The sequence below is a fragment of the Algoriella sp. genome, from assembly GCF_036647415.1.
Lineage (GTDB): Bacteria > Bacteroidota > Bacteroidia > Flavobacteriales > Weeksellaceae > Empedobacter.
Window position 1 is genome coordinate 22,910 of sequence record NZ_JAVXKG010000034.1, and the last position, 14,269, is coordinate 37,178.

The 14,269-nt window shown below is 25.3% G+C and carries 16 protein-coding genes; 10 read left to right on the top strand and 6 right to left on the bottom strand.

The window, feature by feature from the left end; all coding sequences use genetic code 11:
* The first annotated feature begins 439 nt into the window (after positions 1–439).
* On the top strand, positions 440–862 hold the full coding sequence (locus tag RSC72_RS13010) for a hypothetical protein (RefSeq protein WP_332578547.1): 423 nt from the start codon (positions 440–442) through the stop codon (positions 860–862).
* Positions 863–888: 26 nt separating this feature from the next.
* Here RSC72_RS13010 and RSC72_RS13015 read toward each other — a convergent pair whose 3' ends face one another.
* Genes RSC72_RS13015 through RSC72_RS13025 form a run of 3 tightly spaced genes read right to left on the bottom strand, consistent with a single transcriptional unit; the run spans position 889 to position 2,389 of the window.
* Positions 889–1,353 (bottom strand): hypothetical protein, encoded by a 465-nt coding sequence (locus RSC72_RS13015; protein WP_332578548.1) that lies wholly within the window; start codon positions 1,351–1,353, stop codon positions 889–891.
* On the bottom strand, positions 1,337–1,654 hold the full coding sequence (locus RSC72_RS13020; protein WP_332578549.1) for a hypothetical protein: 318 nt from the start codon (positions 1,652–1,654) through the stop codon (positions 1,337–1,339). Before RSC72_RS13020 ends, RSC72_RS13015 begins: the two co-directional genes overlap by 17 nt.
* A 6-nt stretch (positions 1,655–1,660) precedes the next feature.
* Entirely contained in the window at positions 1,661–2,389 is a 729-nt protein-coding gene (locus tag RSC72_RS13025) for an AAA family ATPase (RefSeq protein ID WP_286479928.1), read from the bottom strand.
* A 399-nt stretch (positions 2,390–2,788) separates the two neighbouring features.
* On the opposite strand from RSC72_RS13025, the gene RSC72_RS13030 reads away from it, so the two are divergent.
* The 4 genes from RSC72_RS13030 to RSC72_RS13045 are packed head-to-tail and all read left to right on the top strand — an operon-like array spanning position 2,789 to position 7,232.
* Positions 2,789–3,163, top strand: a complete 375-nt coding sequence (locus RSC72_RS13030; RefSeq protein WP_332578550.1) for a MobC family plasmid mobilization relaxosome protein — start codon at positions 2,789–2,791, stop codon at positions 3,161–3,163.
* A gap of 59 nt (positions 3,164–3,222) precedes the next feature.
* Positions 3,223–6,198: a relaxase/mobilization nuclease domain-containing protein gene (locus tag RSC72_RS13035; protein WP_332578551.1), complete on the top strand. Its 2,976-nt coding sequence runs from the start codon at positions 3,223–3,225 to the stop codon at positions 6,196–6,198.
* A 42-nt stretch (positions 6,199–6,240) separates the two neighbouring features.
* Positions 6,241–6,759 (top strand): type II RES/Xre toxin-antitoxin system antitoxin, encoded by a 519-nt coding sequence (gene parS, locus RSC72_RS13040; protein ID WP_332578552.1) that lies wholly within the window; start codon positions 6,241–6,243, stop codon positions 6,757–6,759.
* Positions 6,759–7,232 carry an RES family NAD+ phosphorylase gene (locus RSC72_RS13045; RefSeq protein WP_332578553.1) on the top strand — a complete coding sequence of 158 codons (474 nt, stop codon included), beginning with the start codon at positions 6,759–6,761 and terminating at the stop codon, positions 7,230–7,232. Before parS ends, RSC72_RS13045 begins: the two co-directional genes overlap by 1 nt.
* Positions 7,233–7,265: 33 nt before the next feature.
* Here RSC72_RS13045 and RSC72_RS13050 read toward each other — a convergent pair whose 3' ends face one another.
* Genes RSC72_RS13050 through RSC72_RS13060 form a run of 3 tightly spaced genes read right to left on the bottom strand, consistent with a single transcriptional unit; the run spans position 7,266 to position 10,018 of the window.
* On the bottom strand, positions 7,266–7,907 hold the full coding sequence (locus RSC72_RS13050) for a GNAT family N-acetyltransferase (protein WP_332578554.1): 642 nt from the start codon (positions 7,905–7,907) through the stop codon (positions 7,266–7,268).
* A gap of 13 nt (positions 7,908–7,920) precedes the next feature.
* Positions 7,921–8,355: a hypothetical protein gene (locus RSC72_RS13055; RefSeq protein WP_332578555.1), complete on the bottom strand. Its 435-nt coding sequence runs from the start codon at positions 8,353–8,355 to the stop codon at positions 7,921–7,923.
* Position 8,356: 1 nt separating this feature from the next.
* Entirely contained in the window at positions 8,357–10,018 is a 1,662-nt protein-coding gene (locus tag RSC72_RS13060; RefSeq protein ID WP_332578556.1) for a type IV secretory system conjugative DNA transfer family protein, read from the bottom strand.
* Between the two features lie 682 nt (positions 10,019–10,700).
* Here RSC72_RS13060 and RSC72_RS13065 point away from each other — a divergent pair.
* The 5 genes from RSC72_RS13065 (at position 10,701) to RSC72_RS13085 (ending at position 14,259) form a co-directional block, all read left to right on the top strand.
* A complete protein-coding gene (locus tag RSC72_RS13065; protein WP_332578557.1) occupies positions 10,701–11,858 on the top strand; it encodes a hypothetical protein in 1,158 nt (385 codons plus the stop codon).
* Positions 11,859–11,917: 59 nt separating this feature from the next.
* Positions 11,918–13,357, top strand: coding sequence for a toprim domain-containing protein (locus RSC72_RS13070; RefSeq protein WP_332578558.1), 1,440 nt, complete (start codon positions 11,918–11,920; stop codon positions 13,355–13,357).
* A 125-nt stretch (positions 13,358–13,482) separates the two neighbouring features.
* On the top strand, positions 13,483–13,749 hold the full coding sequence (locus tag RSC72_RS13075; RefSeq protein WP_286479918.1) for a hypothetical protein: 267 nt from the start codon (positions 13,483–13,485) through the stop codon (positions 13,747–13,749).
* Positions 13,749–14,048 carry a hypothetical protein gene (locus RSC72_RS13080; RefSeq protein WP_286479917.1) on the top strand — a complete coding sequence of 100 codons (300 nt, stop codon included), beginning with the start codon at positions 13,749–13,751 and terminating at the stop codon, positions 14,046–14,048. Before RSC72_RS13075 ends, RSC72_RS13080 begins: the two co-directional genes overlap by 1 nt.
* A complete protein-coding gene (locus tag RSC72_RS13085) occupies positions 14,032–14,259 on the top strand; it encodes a hypothetical protein (RefSeq protein WP_332578559.1) in 228 nt (75 codons plus the stop codon). Before RSC72_RS13080 ends, RSC72_RS13085 begins: the two co-directional genes overlap by 17 nt.
* Positions 14,260–14,269 lie beyond the last annotated feature (10 nt).

Sequence of the window (14,269 nt, forward strand, 5' to 3'; positions counted from 1 at the left end):
AAACTTGTGCGAGTAGAGCAAAAGATACCTGTAAACTTGTGCGAGTAGAGCAAAAGATACCTGTGAACTTGTGCGAGTAGAACAAGATACCTGTAAACTTGTGCGAGTAGAGTGTTTTATACGGTTTTTATTTAACTGATAATCAGCACATTAAAAAGATACCTGTAAAATCGCATGACTTCTATATAAGATAACAGATATAAAAAGGAAAAAGGCTATTTCAATTAACATTGAAAAGATTTTAGTGAAGCTCCGCTTCAATTTAAAATGTTTTCTAGATTTAATAACTCAACATAAAAAACAAAGGGAAAAAGTTTTATATATCAATAATATTTATTCTATATTGTTGAAAATATAAATATAATCTATTGAATAACAATAATATAAGTTATATTTTTTGTATATTTAAGAATATTTAAAACCAAAAAATATAAATTGTATGAATCAAAATGAAAACCAAGTAAAATCAAAAACAATTGTTTTTGATCTTTGCACAATCTCAGGTGAATACCAAAAAGAGAATGAAACAAAAAAATCTTATCACAAAATTGGAACTCTTTTTTTTAAAGATGATAAATTTTCTGCAATTCTAGAATCTTTACCAATTTCTAAAAATGTCTATGCCTTTTTGAAAAATGATTGCAATTTCTCGGCTCCATTAGAGAATCAAGTATTTAATCTTACTTACATTATTGGTAAATTTCTCGACAGTAATAATCAAGAAAAAAATAAATATTTATCATTAGGAACGCTATTTGTTAACAAGGATGGAAAAGTAAATATTAAATTTGACGCACTTCCGCTTGCAAATACAGACAAAAATGTTATTAGTTTATATACATTCCCATTTGATAAAAAATAATTGTTTAAAAGGGCTTTAAAGCCCTTTTAATTTTTATTTAAACCTTTACTTATTTTTTTTATAAAATCTAGATTATCCAAATTCTTAAATTCATCTTCAGCTGATGATTTTTTTGAATCTTTTCCTATTTCAATTTCAACATCTGGAAAATTTGAGCTTTTTTGATCATCATTCTCCTGGTCTTGTTCCTCTATTTCATCATATACTTTTTTGGTATATAAATCATCCTCTAATTCATATTGCGTTAAATCATCTGATGGTTCATGATTAAATGAAAATGGATTTTCTTCTTTTTCAAATTCATTTTGTATATCATTAGAACTTAATTTAATTGGTTGATGATTGGATAAAATTTTATTGACTCTATCCTTCATATCTTTTGATTCTTGTTCTAATTTTTTCTTTTTATCCCATTTCCAAGTAACATAGATATAAATAATTATTGCAGCAATAATATAAATTATAAGATAAGTTTTATAACTTAAATTCATTTAAAATATCTTTATTTTTGTTCAAATATTCTTCTAAATAATCATTTACTATTTGACTCACAGATACATTTTTATCTGATTTTAAGGACTTAAGTTTAAGTATCATTTCTACTTTAGCCATTGTATTTTTATCTAAATATAAACTTGTTGAAACCTTTTCATTTGAAGATTTAACTTTTTTAGTTTCTTCTTCTTTGATCGGTTTAATTTCATTTTTTTCAACTTGATTAGCGGCTACCTTACTCATTTCAGCACCGCCTTTTTTTATATCATTTGCATTTATGCCGTATCTTTTATTCATAATTTTTTATTTTATTTTATTTTTTAATTCATTAATAAATTTGATAAAAGAGTACTCATTCTCTTCTTTATCTTCTTTATTAGTCATTGGTTTAAAAAATGATCGATTATCAAATATGTATTTTTGACGTGATAATACAGGCTGTTTTAACATCTCAAATCCTTGATCTTTTATTTGATCTCTAATAAAATCTAAAAATTGAAGCTCAGATGAGCTTTTACTCAATTTAGTCATGAACAGGTAACTTTTTGTAGATGGTAAGTTTTGATTAAAAAAGTAGTTAGTCTTTAGTGCGTTAAGAATTTCTTCTTCATCTCTTGAAAATGGTATAAAGAAATAATCTACTTTCTTAAATGTATCTAAAACAGAATCTAATGATCTATTTCCAAAATCAAGAAATAAATAATCTAGTTTTTGATCTTGGAAGTGTTTTATAACGTCATCTATTGACGCTGAATCTTCGGTTTCATATGATGAATTGATGTAAGCTTTAACAACAGGATAAAATACTAAGTCGCCTTTTTTCTCCCTTTGGTCTATTTCTTCTTCTGAATATTCTTCTTCTAGTTCAGCTCTCTTTTTTTCATATAATGAGTATGTTGACCATTGACCTTCATCACAATCTACTATTGCTAATTTTTTTTTGAAATGTTTTGTTAAGTTGGTTGCACTTAATATCGTGGAAGTTGTTTTTGTAACTCCCCCTTTGTGTGAATAAAATGAAATAATTTTCATACTTAGTATTAATTTTTTGGTTTGTATTAGACTAGTATATATTAGTACGGTATACTGTTTTAATATTTGTCTAATATACAAATATATATTAATATATGATGCTAATATTATGTTATTATAATATGTGTTATATTAATATATATTAGTCTAATATAAATTTGTGTAATATATGTTATTGTATTACTCGAATATAATGTTAGAATTTTATATAGTTAATGTTGTTTTGATTTTATTCCTAGAATAATTGACTAATCACATAGAATAAAATTTTTAATGAATATTTGGAAAAAAAAATCGCGTTTTGTATCTTTCGATACAAGCAAGTAGTATAAAACGAGTCGTTTTATTAATTTTAAGTTACACTTAAATCATTTGATTAACCCTTATAAATAAAGGCTTATGGGTAGACCAGAATTAAAAAAAGAAGATAAAAAGGTTCAAAGAACTATTAGAATTTCACCTAAAACTTATCTAGTTTTAGAAGAAAAAGCAGCACTTTATAATGGAGGGAACATAGGAAAGTATCTTTCTTTAGTTGTAGATAAAGCAATTTTAGGAACTACAATGTCTTCATCTTCTCATAATTCAGAACTGAAAAATGATCTTTTTACCTCTATTAGAGAATTGAATAAGATTGGAAATAACTTAAATCAATTAACAAAACTTGCTCATCAAGATAGAATTTTTGATTCTGATTTAAAGGTTAAATTATCTCAATTGGATATAGAAATAAAAAAACTTAATCTTAAAATTGCTGATTTATTATCTAAATGATTGGTCAAATTTCACATATTGAAACTATTGAATCTCTTACTAATTATCATTTTAAAAAGATGGAAGAGGGTGTAGCTGTTTTATTAGATTCAAGTAAAGTTGATATTCAATGTAAACAAATGGCTAATTTATCATTTAAAAGTCAATCTTTAATTGCACCAGATTATAGAACACCATACACTCATATTAGTTTAAATTTTGCTATTGAAGACACTGAGTTTCTTTCAGATCAATTAATGACCACTATTACAAAAGAATTTATTGATAATTTACAGTATTTAGATCAACCTTATATGATTGTACGTCATAATGATCAGGAACACCCTCATGCGCATATTATAACTACTGATGTTAAGGATAATGGAACTAAGATTAATAAACATAATGAATATTTTAGAATAAAAACTATTTGTCGTGAATTAGAAGAGAAATATAATTTAAGAATTGTTCCAAATGTAAAAATTGATAAAGATGAATCTATTCATATAGTCAATGAATCAGATTACAAAAATTATCTTCAAATTGCAGTTAGAGATACATTAAGATTGAAACCAAAACGATTTTCTGATTTTCAAACAGTACTCAAAGAAGTTTATCATATTGACACGTTTAAGACATCTACAAAATCAGGAAAAAAAGGAGTTTCATTTGCATTAGTAGATTCAACAGGGTCACGTTATTTAGAAGATAAAGGTACTTTAGCTATAGCAGGTAGTACATTGTCTAACAAGTATAGTTTTAATAAATTGACTGAAGTGATCGAAAGTAATTATAAATCTGCTCCAAGTCGCTATAAGTATATGTTGAATTATCAAAATAAAATTAATGAGGAGTTATTTTATTTTGATAAAATAAGTTTTAATGATTTTCAACATTTTAATCCTAAACATAAGTTGGTTATTGAAAATGATAAACCTACTCTAATTATTGATTTAAAAGGGAATAATGTTTTTAGAACTACAGAATTGAAAGTTATTGATTCTTCTAAGATTAGTTCAGAAGAAACTAATGTAAACCTGGATAAATCAGATGAGAATAATGTTTCATTACGAACAAAAATTTATTCTGAAGCAATTGATAAGTATTCAAATGATATTAGTAAAGGGATGAAGACATCTTATTTTATTACAAATGTTATGGATTTTTCTACAATTTCTGATTATTTAGCAGATTCTAAAACATTAGATCATTATTCAAATTATTTTAGTCAAGAACAATTAACAGATTTATTTGATTTAAAGAAACTTAATATTGATGAATACTATGATCTATTTCAAAGTAGAGAACTTCAATCGGAAGCTGTTTTATTTGGTGCGATTTGCGAATTTTCTGAAGTAAATGAAAGTAAGATTGAGTTAAATAAACTCTTTGTATCTAAAGAGAGAAAGGATTTTATAGGAACTTCATTAGGTCAATTCTGTGGACAATTTTTTAACCATCAATTCAAGTTGCATAATACGGATAAAACGAAAGAATTACCTTATCATTTTAGTCAAGTTAATTTTAATCAATTGTTTTTGTTTAATCAATACTTTGAACTAGAGCAGCTTAATTCATCATTGTATCATGATTTCTCTTCGTTTGCAAATGAACGATTATTTAAATCTTTTATTGAGAATAAGACAAAAGAAAATATAAGTTCTCGTGAATTTATTCAGTTTTTTAATCAAAGAGGTTTTCAGTTTAGTTTAAATGAGAAAGGGAATGTACAAGTTTGTTTTAATAATTTGAAAAGCTTCAGTTATTCGAAATTAAATGATTATTTAAAAGAAGACTTATTGTCTACTACTTTGAATCAAAATGTAGAGCATTCTTTAGCATCAATTGAGTTACGAATCAATATTGATACGAAGAATTGGAGTAGGGTGGAGCAATTAATTGAATTTGGAACGATTGAGGAGCAATTTTTAATTTTGGATAACCCTGATTATTCAGCTTATTTAGAAAATAAGTCGATGATTAAAGATATAAATGCAGAATTGTATCAAATTAAAAATCAATTGAATTTAGATTATTTTTCTGAGTTAATACCTGTAATACGTGATTTTAAATCTGACTTTGTGAATCAAATAGGAGAACAGATTAAGACTTCAGGAAAACCATTTAATTATTCAATATTAGAAAATCATTTGAATGAATTGATTTCGGAACCTTCATTGATTAATTTACAGACTGAAGAAAAACAGAAAATCAATACGTTTTTATCTAAAATAACTCAATTTAAAGATAGTTCAACTCTATTTGCATTAACAGGATTTTATAATACTAATTCAGGATTAACAGAACGCAATGGTGTATATCATTTTAGATATAAAGCAAATCAAAAATTATTAGACTTTTTTAATAATGATAATACGTTTGGTTTTGAATCAATTCAATTTAGGAGTTTAATTAATAATTATTTTTCTAATGTAGATTCTCCTTTATTTATTCCAATTTTAGAAAAATATAAAGATTGGTTGAATATTGATGATTATACAAAACTTTCAGAATTCACACATAAAAGTTATTTGAATTATTATATTAATGAATTGAAAGGTTTAACGGTAGAGGATAGACTTGATTTTCTTTCTTCTAAAGGAATAATTGTTCAAAAAATTTCTGATTCAGATTTTAGTTTTAAATTAATACATTCAGATACTAAGTTAATTTTAAATGAATCTGACTTTCCTAAATTTTCTCAAAATTTAGATAAACAATCGAAGGTTTTTCATGAATATAATTATACCAATAAAGAATCTTTTTTAGCTCATTTACGTTTTCATAACCATTTGGAAAATGGAGATTATTTATCAGCTGCTTTTGAATTGAAAAAGTCTAAGATATCTCCATTTTTATCTGAAGCTGATTCAATTATGCATTCTGATAATTTAGAAGAAAAATTAAATGAGTTAAGTAGTAAAAATCAACCAAATTATTTACCTGATTTGATTGGTCTGTTTCAAGCTTTACAGAATAACAAAAGTCAACAGAAAGATCAACATGGGAAAAATAATGATAAGAAAAAGAAGAGAAATAAAGGAAGAAATTTTTAAACACAGCAGTTTTGTTGTATATTTATAGTAAAATAGTTGTTTATGAAAAAACAAATCGTAAAACCTTATTCTTCTTCGCAAAAGAGTAAAGCACAAAGGAAGACTAGATCTTCACGTGGATTAAGAACGGGGAATTGTGAGAGTTTTAACTTTATTCTTGAACCAAGTTGTAGTATTTTAAGTTCTGATGATTTTAAGAAAATTGAAATTGCACGTAATGGTTTACCTTACTCAATGATCGAAAATTTAAGTGAAGCTTTAAATAAACCAGTTATATCTGTTTTAGATATTTTAGGCGTTGCTCAAACAACTTATAATACAAATAAAAAGAAAGACAATGCATTATCTTCAAGTAGTTCTGAATTAATTATTTTAATTATGGATTTAGTTAATTATGGAATTGAAGTTTTTAATAAAGAAAATGATAAATTTTTACTTTGGTTAAATACTTCAAATGTTATGTTAAGAAATAATACTCCTTTAAGCTTACTTGATACTACTATTGGTGTAAATGAAGTTAAGTTATGTTTAGATAGAATTGAATACGGAAATTTTGCATAATGCTTGTTTATAGAATAGAAAGAGAGAAGTATATTGATGATACTTTAAAGGGAATTGGAGCGTCTAAAACAAAGTCTAGTCGTTGGAATAGTGAGTATCAACGAATGGTTTATACAGCTGAAAGTATATCACTCGCCTGTTTAGAAGTGTTTGTGCATTTAGGGAATATAGAAACTTTGCCTTCTGATCGTTTATTGGTTCAGATTGAAATTCCAGATGAAATTATTGAAACCAGTAAAATACTTGATGTAAAAGATCTTCCTGAAGGTTGGAATAGTAAGCCACCATCTGAAATTAGTCAACAAATAGGTGATGAATTTTTACGATTAGAAGAGTCAGCTGTATTAAAAATTCCTAGTTCAATAATATCTATGGAATCAAATTATTTAATTAATCCGTTTCATCAAGATGCGAAACAAATTAAAGTGATAGCTAATCAACCTTTTATATTTGATGAAAGGATGATATTATAATATTAGTCTAATATATATTAGACTAATATAGTATTAGTCAGTTAATATTATTTCTGCAATTGCGTATTCGTAGGTATCTTTTGTTTTAGTTACATTAATATTAAATCCAACAGATTCATAAAATGGAATTAACCAATCGAATGATTTTTCATCAGAATAAGAAATCATTCCATAAATACGGTAAATGTTTTTATCCTGTTTAGCTTTATTAATTAAAAATTCTAACATTGCTCTTGCGTATCCTTTTTGAGAAGTATCCGCTCGTATATCATCAATCATAATATCAAAAAAAATATTTTCTTCTTTATTATTGATTTTAATTGGTTGTTTTATGCTTTTTTGTTTAGTTAAGTTTAATATGCAGTCTTTATCTAAATTACTACTACTATAACCATATAAATAGAATGGAGTATCATATGGTTCTTCTATTGGTGTACCTATTATTACCATTTCATTCTCTTTCGTTTTTGAAATAGAATAGTTTAAAAATGGTTTATAATTAATGGTTTTTAAAAATCGTTCATTGCAATTATTTAATCTATTAATTTCTTTTTCTGCTTCTATTAATTGATTTTTTAGAATGCCATTTCTCTCTAATTGTAGATATCTTTTATTTTGCTCTTCTTGAATTTCTTTTGTAAAAAGAGGGCGTAGTAGAAATTTAAGCAAATCCATAGTTTTAAGTTATTTAGGTTAATTTATTCTTGAATTCATCTAAAGCATTACTCATATTTGTTTGGTTCGTTTTGAATGATTGAATTAAATCATTTAAAGCTTCAGAAACAGAAGCAGAATTTAAGATAACTTCACTTTCAACATCAAATTTGTTGATGAATATATTATCCTTACTGATAATCCATTGTGGATTATATCCAAATGCTTTATATAAATTTAAAACTTTTATGAAATCTTGATATGCCACACCTTTATTATCTTCAAGTCTATTGATAATTGTAGCATTAAATTCTAGTATTTCATTTAATACATTTTTATCTATTTTTTTCTCAGATTTAAGTTCTAACCTAATTTCTTTTAAACGTTCTCCAATGTAAGTTAGTGAATTATCATAATCAAAAGTAGAGTTTAAATAGGTGTCTTTTATTGTTTCTATGTTCTTGTCCATCTTAAAAAATTGTTTCGTCTTCTATTATATGTTCTTTTGTTCTGATAACATTAAATAGATCTATTGTTAATTCTTCTCCAAATTTAGTTTTATATTCTTTTTTAACACAATATTCAATCTCACTATATAGTTTTTCTAAATTTTTATCTAAAAATAAATTCATCTCTTTTTGAATGATTTTTTCTTTTAAATGATGATTAATACGTTCTATAAAAGCAGTTTCTATATCATCATATATCATTTCTTTGCGTTTTAGCTCAATTGATTTTGGCTGATATATTTCTTTAATAATATGTTGGTAGATATCATCAATCATATCATTGTTGATATCCATAAATTTCAAATAGAATTTTAGATAATTGTTTTCTATTGAAATTAAATCATAAGATATTGTTGGTTGAATAAAGAATATAAAGAACTGAAAATAGAAATCATTATGAATCATTTCATTGATATGATATTCTACTTCTTTTTTTACCTTTTCAGTTTCAAAATCACGAATTACAGGAATTTCTTTTTCTTTTAATGATTCTTGAATTTCTTTATCAACAGAAATTTTGCCCATAAATCTTTTTTGTTCAATTGTATTATTATATTCATCTGTAATTACTCCACAAAATTCACCAACGCTCTGGGTTGATATTCTTGATTGAGGAATTAAATAATCCTTCTCAGTTGAATAGTTAATATTGTAAGAATCAGAAACGGTATATTTCTTTTGGTTTGTTTTACCTAACCTTTCAGACATATATTTAGCTGTTTCATTTCCAGATTGACCAACTATTATAGTACCTTGAACATCTAATATAGAGTTTGCCTCCTTTGGATAAGCTTCATTAATATGTTTGATCGATTGAGCACCTGCCATGATACCACATTTATTACTTCTACCTGTAGTTAAATATTCTTTTAGGGAGGTAAAATATAATCGTGAAAATTCATCAGCAAACATCATAAATGGTCTTTTTACTTTGTTTTCAACGTTCGTTTTTTTTGCAATTACTTCAAAAAATAAACTAACAATAGGAGCTACTACGTGAGCTTTTTGTTGATCTGAACCAATGCATAATATTTTAGGATTATTGAAATCATTTAGATCTAAATCAAAATCAGATGTACCACTCAAAATGTAAAGCATTTCTTTGCTAAATAACTTTCGCAAATGTACACTTAATGTAGCTGTTTGACCTGCTAATTGACCTCCTGCATCTTCTTTTAAAAAAGCATCTCTTAATGCAGTAACTTGCATTAAGAGTTCTTTTTCACTTAATAATATTGGTAATATAATTTCAATACGAATAGTAGAAAGTAACATTACATGAGGAAATGAACATACTTTAACATTGTATTTTTCTTCCCATTTTTTACATATTGCTATTAATCCTGTTAATATTCCTTGAGCTGAACCATCAAAGAATGGATTAGATTTTTCTTTATCGGATGAAATACCACCAATAAGAATATTACTCATACTCTCCATATCTGAAATAGTTGGAATGTTTTTGCGCTCAATAATATTACATCTATGGGAATATCTAATATCATCAAGACATATAAAATATAGTTCTGTATCAGATTTTAATTTTTTATGTAAAATATAGACTTCTTTTGATTGTGCCGGAAATTTAAAATCATAAACTAACATTGCAAATTTCTTTTGCATTAATTGATATATTGCTTGGGTGAACCATGTAAAAGACTTACCACAACCCATTATTCCATATACCCAAATAGAACTAAATACATTAATAATATTTATCCAACCTTTTCTCCATTGATTATTGTAGTAATATGAATATTCAATATTTATCGAAGAATCTGTTTTTACTAGTTTATTTGTCTGTTTAAATGTTTGATTTTCTGTATTAAATTGATCTTGTTTGAATTTGTTCGAAAAATAGTATATACTGATTATAAAAGCATAATTTATAGCACCTATGTATGCTATTGATAATAGAATTATATATATAAAACTAGGGATGAAATTGAATAATCGAACAGGTAATAATATGAATCCTACACATATTGAAGTATTAATTATTATGGAATAAATGTTATATTCTTTATCTGAAAACTTTACATTTATCATACTAATTGCAACTAAAGGAATTAGAAAATATAGTTTTAATCTAAACTCTGTGATATTTGAATTTGATAAAAACGATTTGATAAATGAATGTTCATTTCCACTAGTAATTATATGAATGTAGGTAATAAATAGAATTATGGAAATAAAAAGGGAAAATATAATATAGCCTGTACGTTTGTTTTGCATAATATTTTGTATATTTACATCAAATATATAAAATATTATAGATTAAAATAAAATATATCAAATTTTATTTATGGATATAGAATTAGCATTAAATTATCTTGGTTTTATTCAAACCGATTATCGAACAGATTATTTTCGTTGTTATAAATGGAATGATGATACACTGTTTGTATTTCAAAAAAAGGGAAGTGATCAGAAATATTTTAGTAATGCTTCAGGAGAATTTACAGGTAATGTAGAAGATTTAATTTGTTACTATTTTTTGAAAAATACAGCTAATAAGTACAGTGAAGGAGAGCGTTTGCGTTTGTTTTATGATATTAATACCGACCGTAACCTTGATTTAACTCCACTAATAGGGCTTAAAAGTTTTAATTTATTTAATGTATTACTTGAGAAAGGAAAACCATATAAAACTCAAAGTTTTCAAAATACTCTATTAATCGATGATTTACTGCATTTTTTAATTGTTGATGAAGAAAAAACAAATAACCCTTTAAATGTATTAGGTGTAATTACTTATGATCTTAATTCTGGCATTTCAAATAGTTTTGAATTTTCTAATTTAAAAAGGGGAATTTATTTTTCTAATCCTAATATTAGGACTGATACATGTATATTAGTGGATGATATTGGAGAAATGATTTATCTAGATGATAATATGGATAAGAGCTATTTCTTTATTTATGTTCCTTCAAAGTTACTATCTTATAATCAAGCAAGAACTATTAATTTTCTCTTAAAGGGAAAAGGAATTAATCAGGTAGTTTTAGCCTTTGCAAATTCAGTTCAGGGGTTGTTACTCGATTTTTCTTATTTATCTCAGTTTTTTAAAATTGATTTTAAACAAAAATTTGCTTCTATTAAAATTGAAATTCCTCATAATGAGTATTCAGATAAGTTGATTCAAAGAATGAAAGATTTGAAAGAAGCTGTTCAAAAAAGTACTAAGAAGTATAATGTCACAACTGATTTTATTTCAATTAAAAATGGTACTTCAATTAAAAATGAAAGTGTTTTTGTTATAGAGATTGCATTAATAGATAATATTCTAAAAGCTTCATTAACACTACTTAAGAAGTACTATTTTCATCAAGATAGTATAATGATTATTAAATCTCCTGATTCAGTCCATTTTTCTGATTTAGAAAAGGCACAGTTAAATTCGGATATTCTTAAAAAAGAAATAAATCTAGGAAGTATTCGGAACTCGTATTTATTTAATTAGATAAACAAACAAGGGAATACATCTCGTATCCCCTTTAACCAAAAAATATTATGCATCGTATGAATTCAAATACACAATATTATTACAAAAATAGTGAAAATTTTATTAATGAGATAAAACAAAAGTTATCTTTTGATGATATTTTTTCTAACCCAAAGTTATTGTCAGATTTAGGTATTTCACTGGTTGAATTAGATAAAGCAAAGAGTTCAGTAAATAGTAAACAATATCATCTTGAAGATGCTAAATATGGAAACTCTAGAATAGTTATCTACCCTAATAATACAGGTAATAGAAATGGTATTCCTTTTTTTACAAATCAAACTAATGATAGTGATAGAGGTGATGTGTTTCAGTTTGTAAAAAATAGATGCGAGAATCCATTAAAAACGATTTTAGAAGCTACAAATAATCTTAATGGATTAATAGAAGTAAAAGAAAGAGAAAAGACTATTAAGCCTGTTAAAGCATTTGTTTTGAAGAATTATTTAAACAAAGGACTTTTTAATTCTTATGAAACATTAGAAAATGAGCAAGTGAATTTTCTTGTTAATTCAAGAGGAATTACTTACGAAACATTGAGTAATTCTTTGTTTCATGATAAGGTAATGCTTTATAATCCAATTGATGGTAAACAAAGTTTCTTTAATGCTTTTTTTCCAAAAACAAATGTTCATAATGAGATACTTGGAGCTGAAATTAAGTTTCCAAATCCTACATCTACAGGAATGAAAGATATGGTTGAAGGAGATCCATTGCTTCTGTGGCATTCGAATATACCTTCAAATACTTCTAAGGTTGTTTTAGTTGAAAGTGCTCTAGATGCTTTATCTCATTTTCAAATTCATCAAGATACAAGTGTATTTTATGTTTCATCAAATGGCAATTTATATGATAAACGAATTGATTCATTTTATCAACTTTTGGAAGATTTTAAAATTAATAAATCAATTCCTATAGTATTAGCAAATGATAATGATTATGCAGGTTTTACTTATGATTTAAGAATGTTAAATCATGCTATATCACATTATAATGGTTTGTTTAGTGTTGAGAAATTAAATGATAATGTTGTATTAAAATTTCATTCTCAGAGTGAAAATGTTGGAAGAGATTTGTTTGTTGAAGTTGCAAATTATTTTGAGAAAATTAAAATAGGAATCAATGATCAGATTCTTTCTGAAAAATATCAAGCAATTGATTTTGTTAAACTTGAAAAAGATAATGGATCAGTCAAATTAATTTTTTCAAATGAAGAATTTCAAAAACATCATAGAAAACTTTCTTTTAGTTTATTTAAAGGATTGAATTTTATTCAAAAAAATACTTTTTTAAAAGTACAACGTCCGCCAATAAGTACAACTAACTCGATTAAAGACTGGAATGATTATTCAAAAAAATTAATTCAACAAAAATTTTCTGAACAAAAACAAACGCAAAAAAGAACACAATCTAATTCTAAAAGTTCTTCTAATACTTTAAATAGGAATAACGGTTAATGATTTTATATAATATATATATGTAAAATATAAAATATTATATAAATTATTAAAAAATATAAAATATTAGTTATTTGATTCATTTATTTTGTTATATTTGTTTCATTAACTAATATTTTATTTTTATGAAAACATTTTCTTATGTTATTTCCAACCTTTCACAGGTAGTCTCTTACCTAAATGAATTAAAAGGTAATGTCAAAACAGCAACTACTACTGTTTCTGATATTGTGATGTATTTATGCTTTGGAGCATGTGTAATATTAATTATTACAAGTTTTGTAGCAAATGATAGAGGGAAAGACCTTGGCTTTAGTGCAGGAGGTTGGGCATTGAAAGCAGGCTTAGCAGGTGCAGCTGTAGGTTTAGCTAAACAAATTTTTGGGATCTAATGCAAAGATTTAAAGTAAATAAAGGTATCAATAAGAAAATTAGATTTCTTGGAATGGAATCTGAATTTGCTCAACAGTATCTAATTGCTTTATCTTCCTATTGGTTAGTTGTTTTTACATTATTCGGTTCCACTAAAACATTTTTACTTTTTGGAATTATTGGAATATTTATAATTTATATTCCTTTTCGAGCAAAAGACGCTAGAAACAAAAAGAATAATCTAAAAAAACTAAAGGCAAATAAATTAAAACCAACTCATTTTAAACGATTTAATAGTCATTATGAAGAAATTAAATAAAATTAATTATCCGATTTATGCTTTAAATAATGAATCCGATTTAATCTCTAAAGAAAAAGGACTTTTATCTTATTCTTTTGAAGTTGTTTATAGCTGTTTATATGGTAAGAACAGTCAAGATTTTGAGGCTTTAAGAATTCTAAATAATAGATTAATTGATATTATTGGGGTCAGTCGACGAAACGGAAAAAATAGCACGTTAACAATTTAATCTATAATTT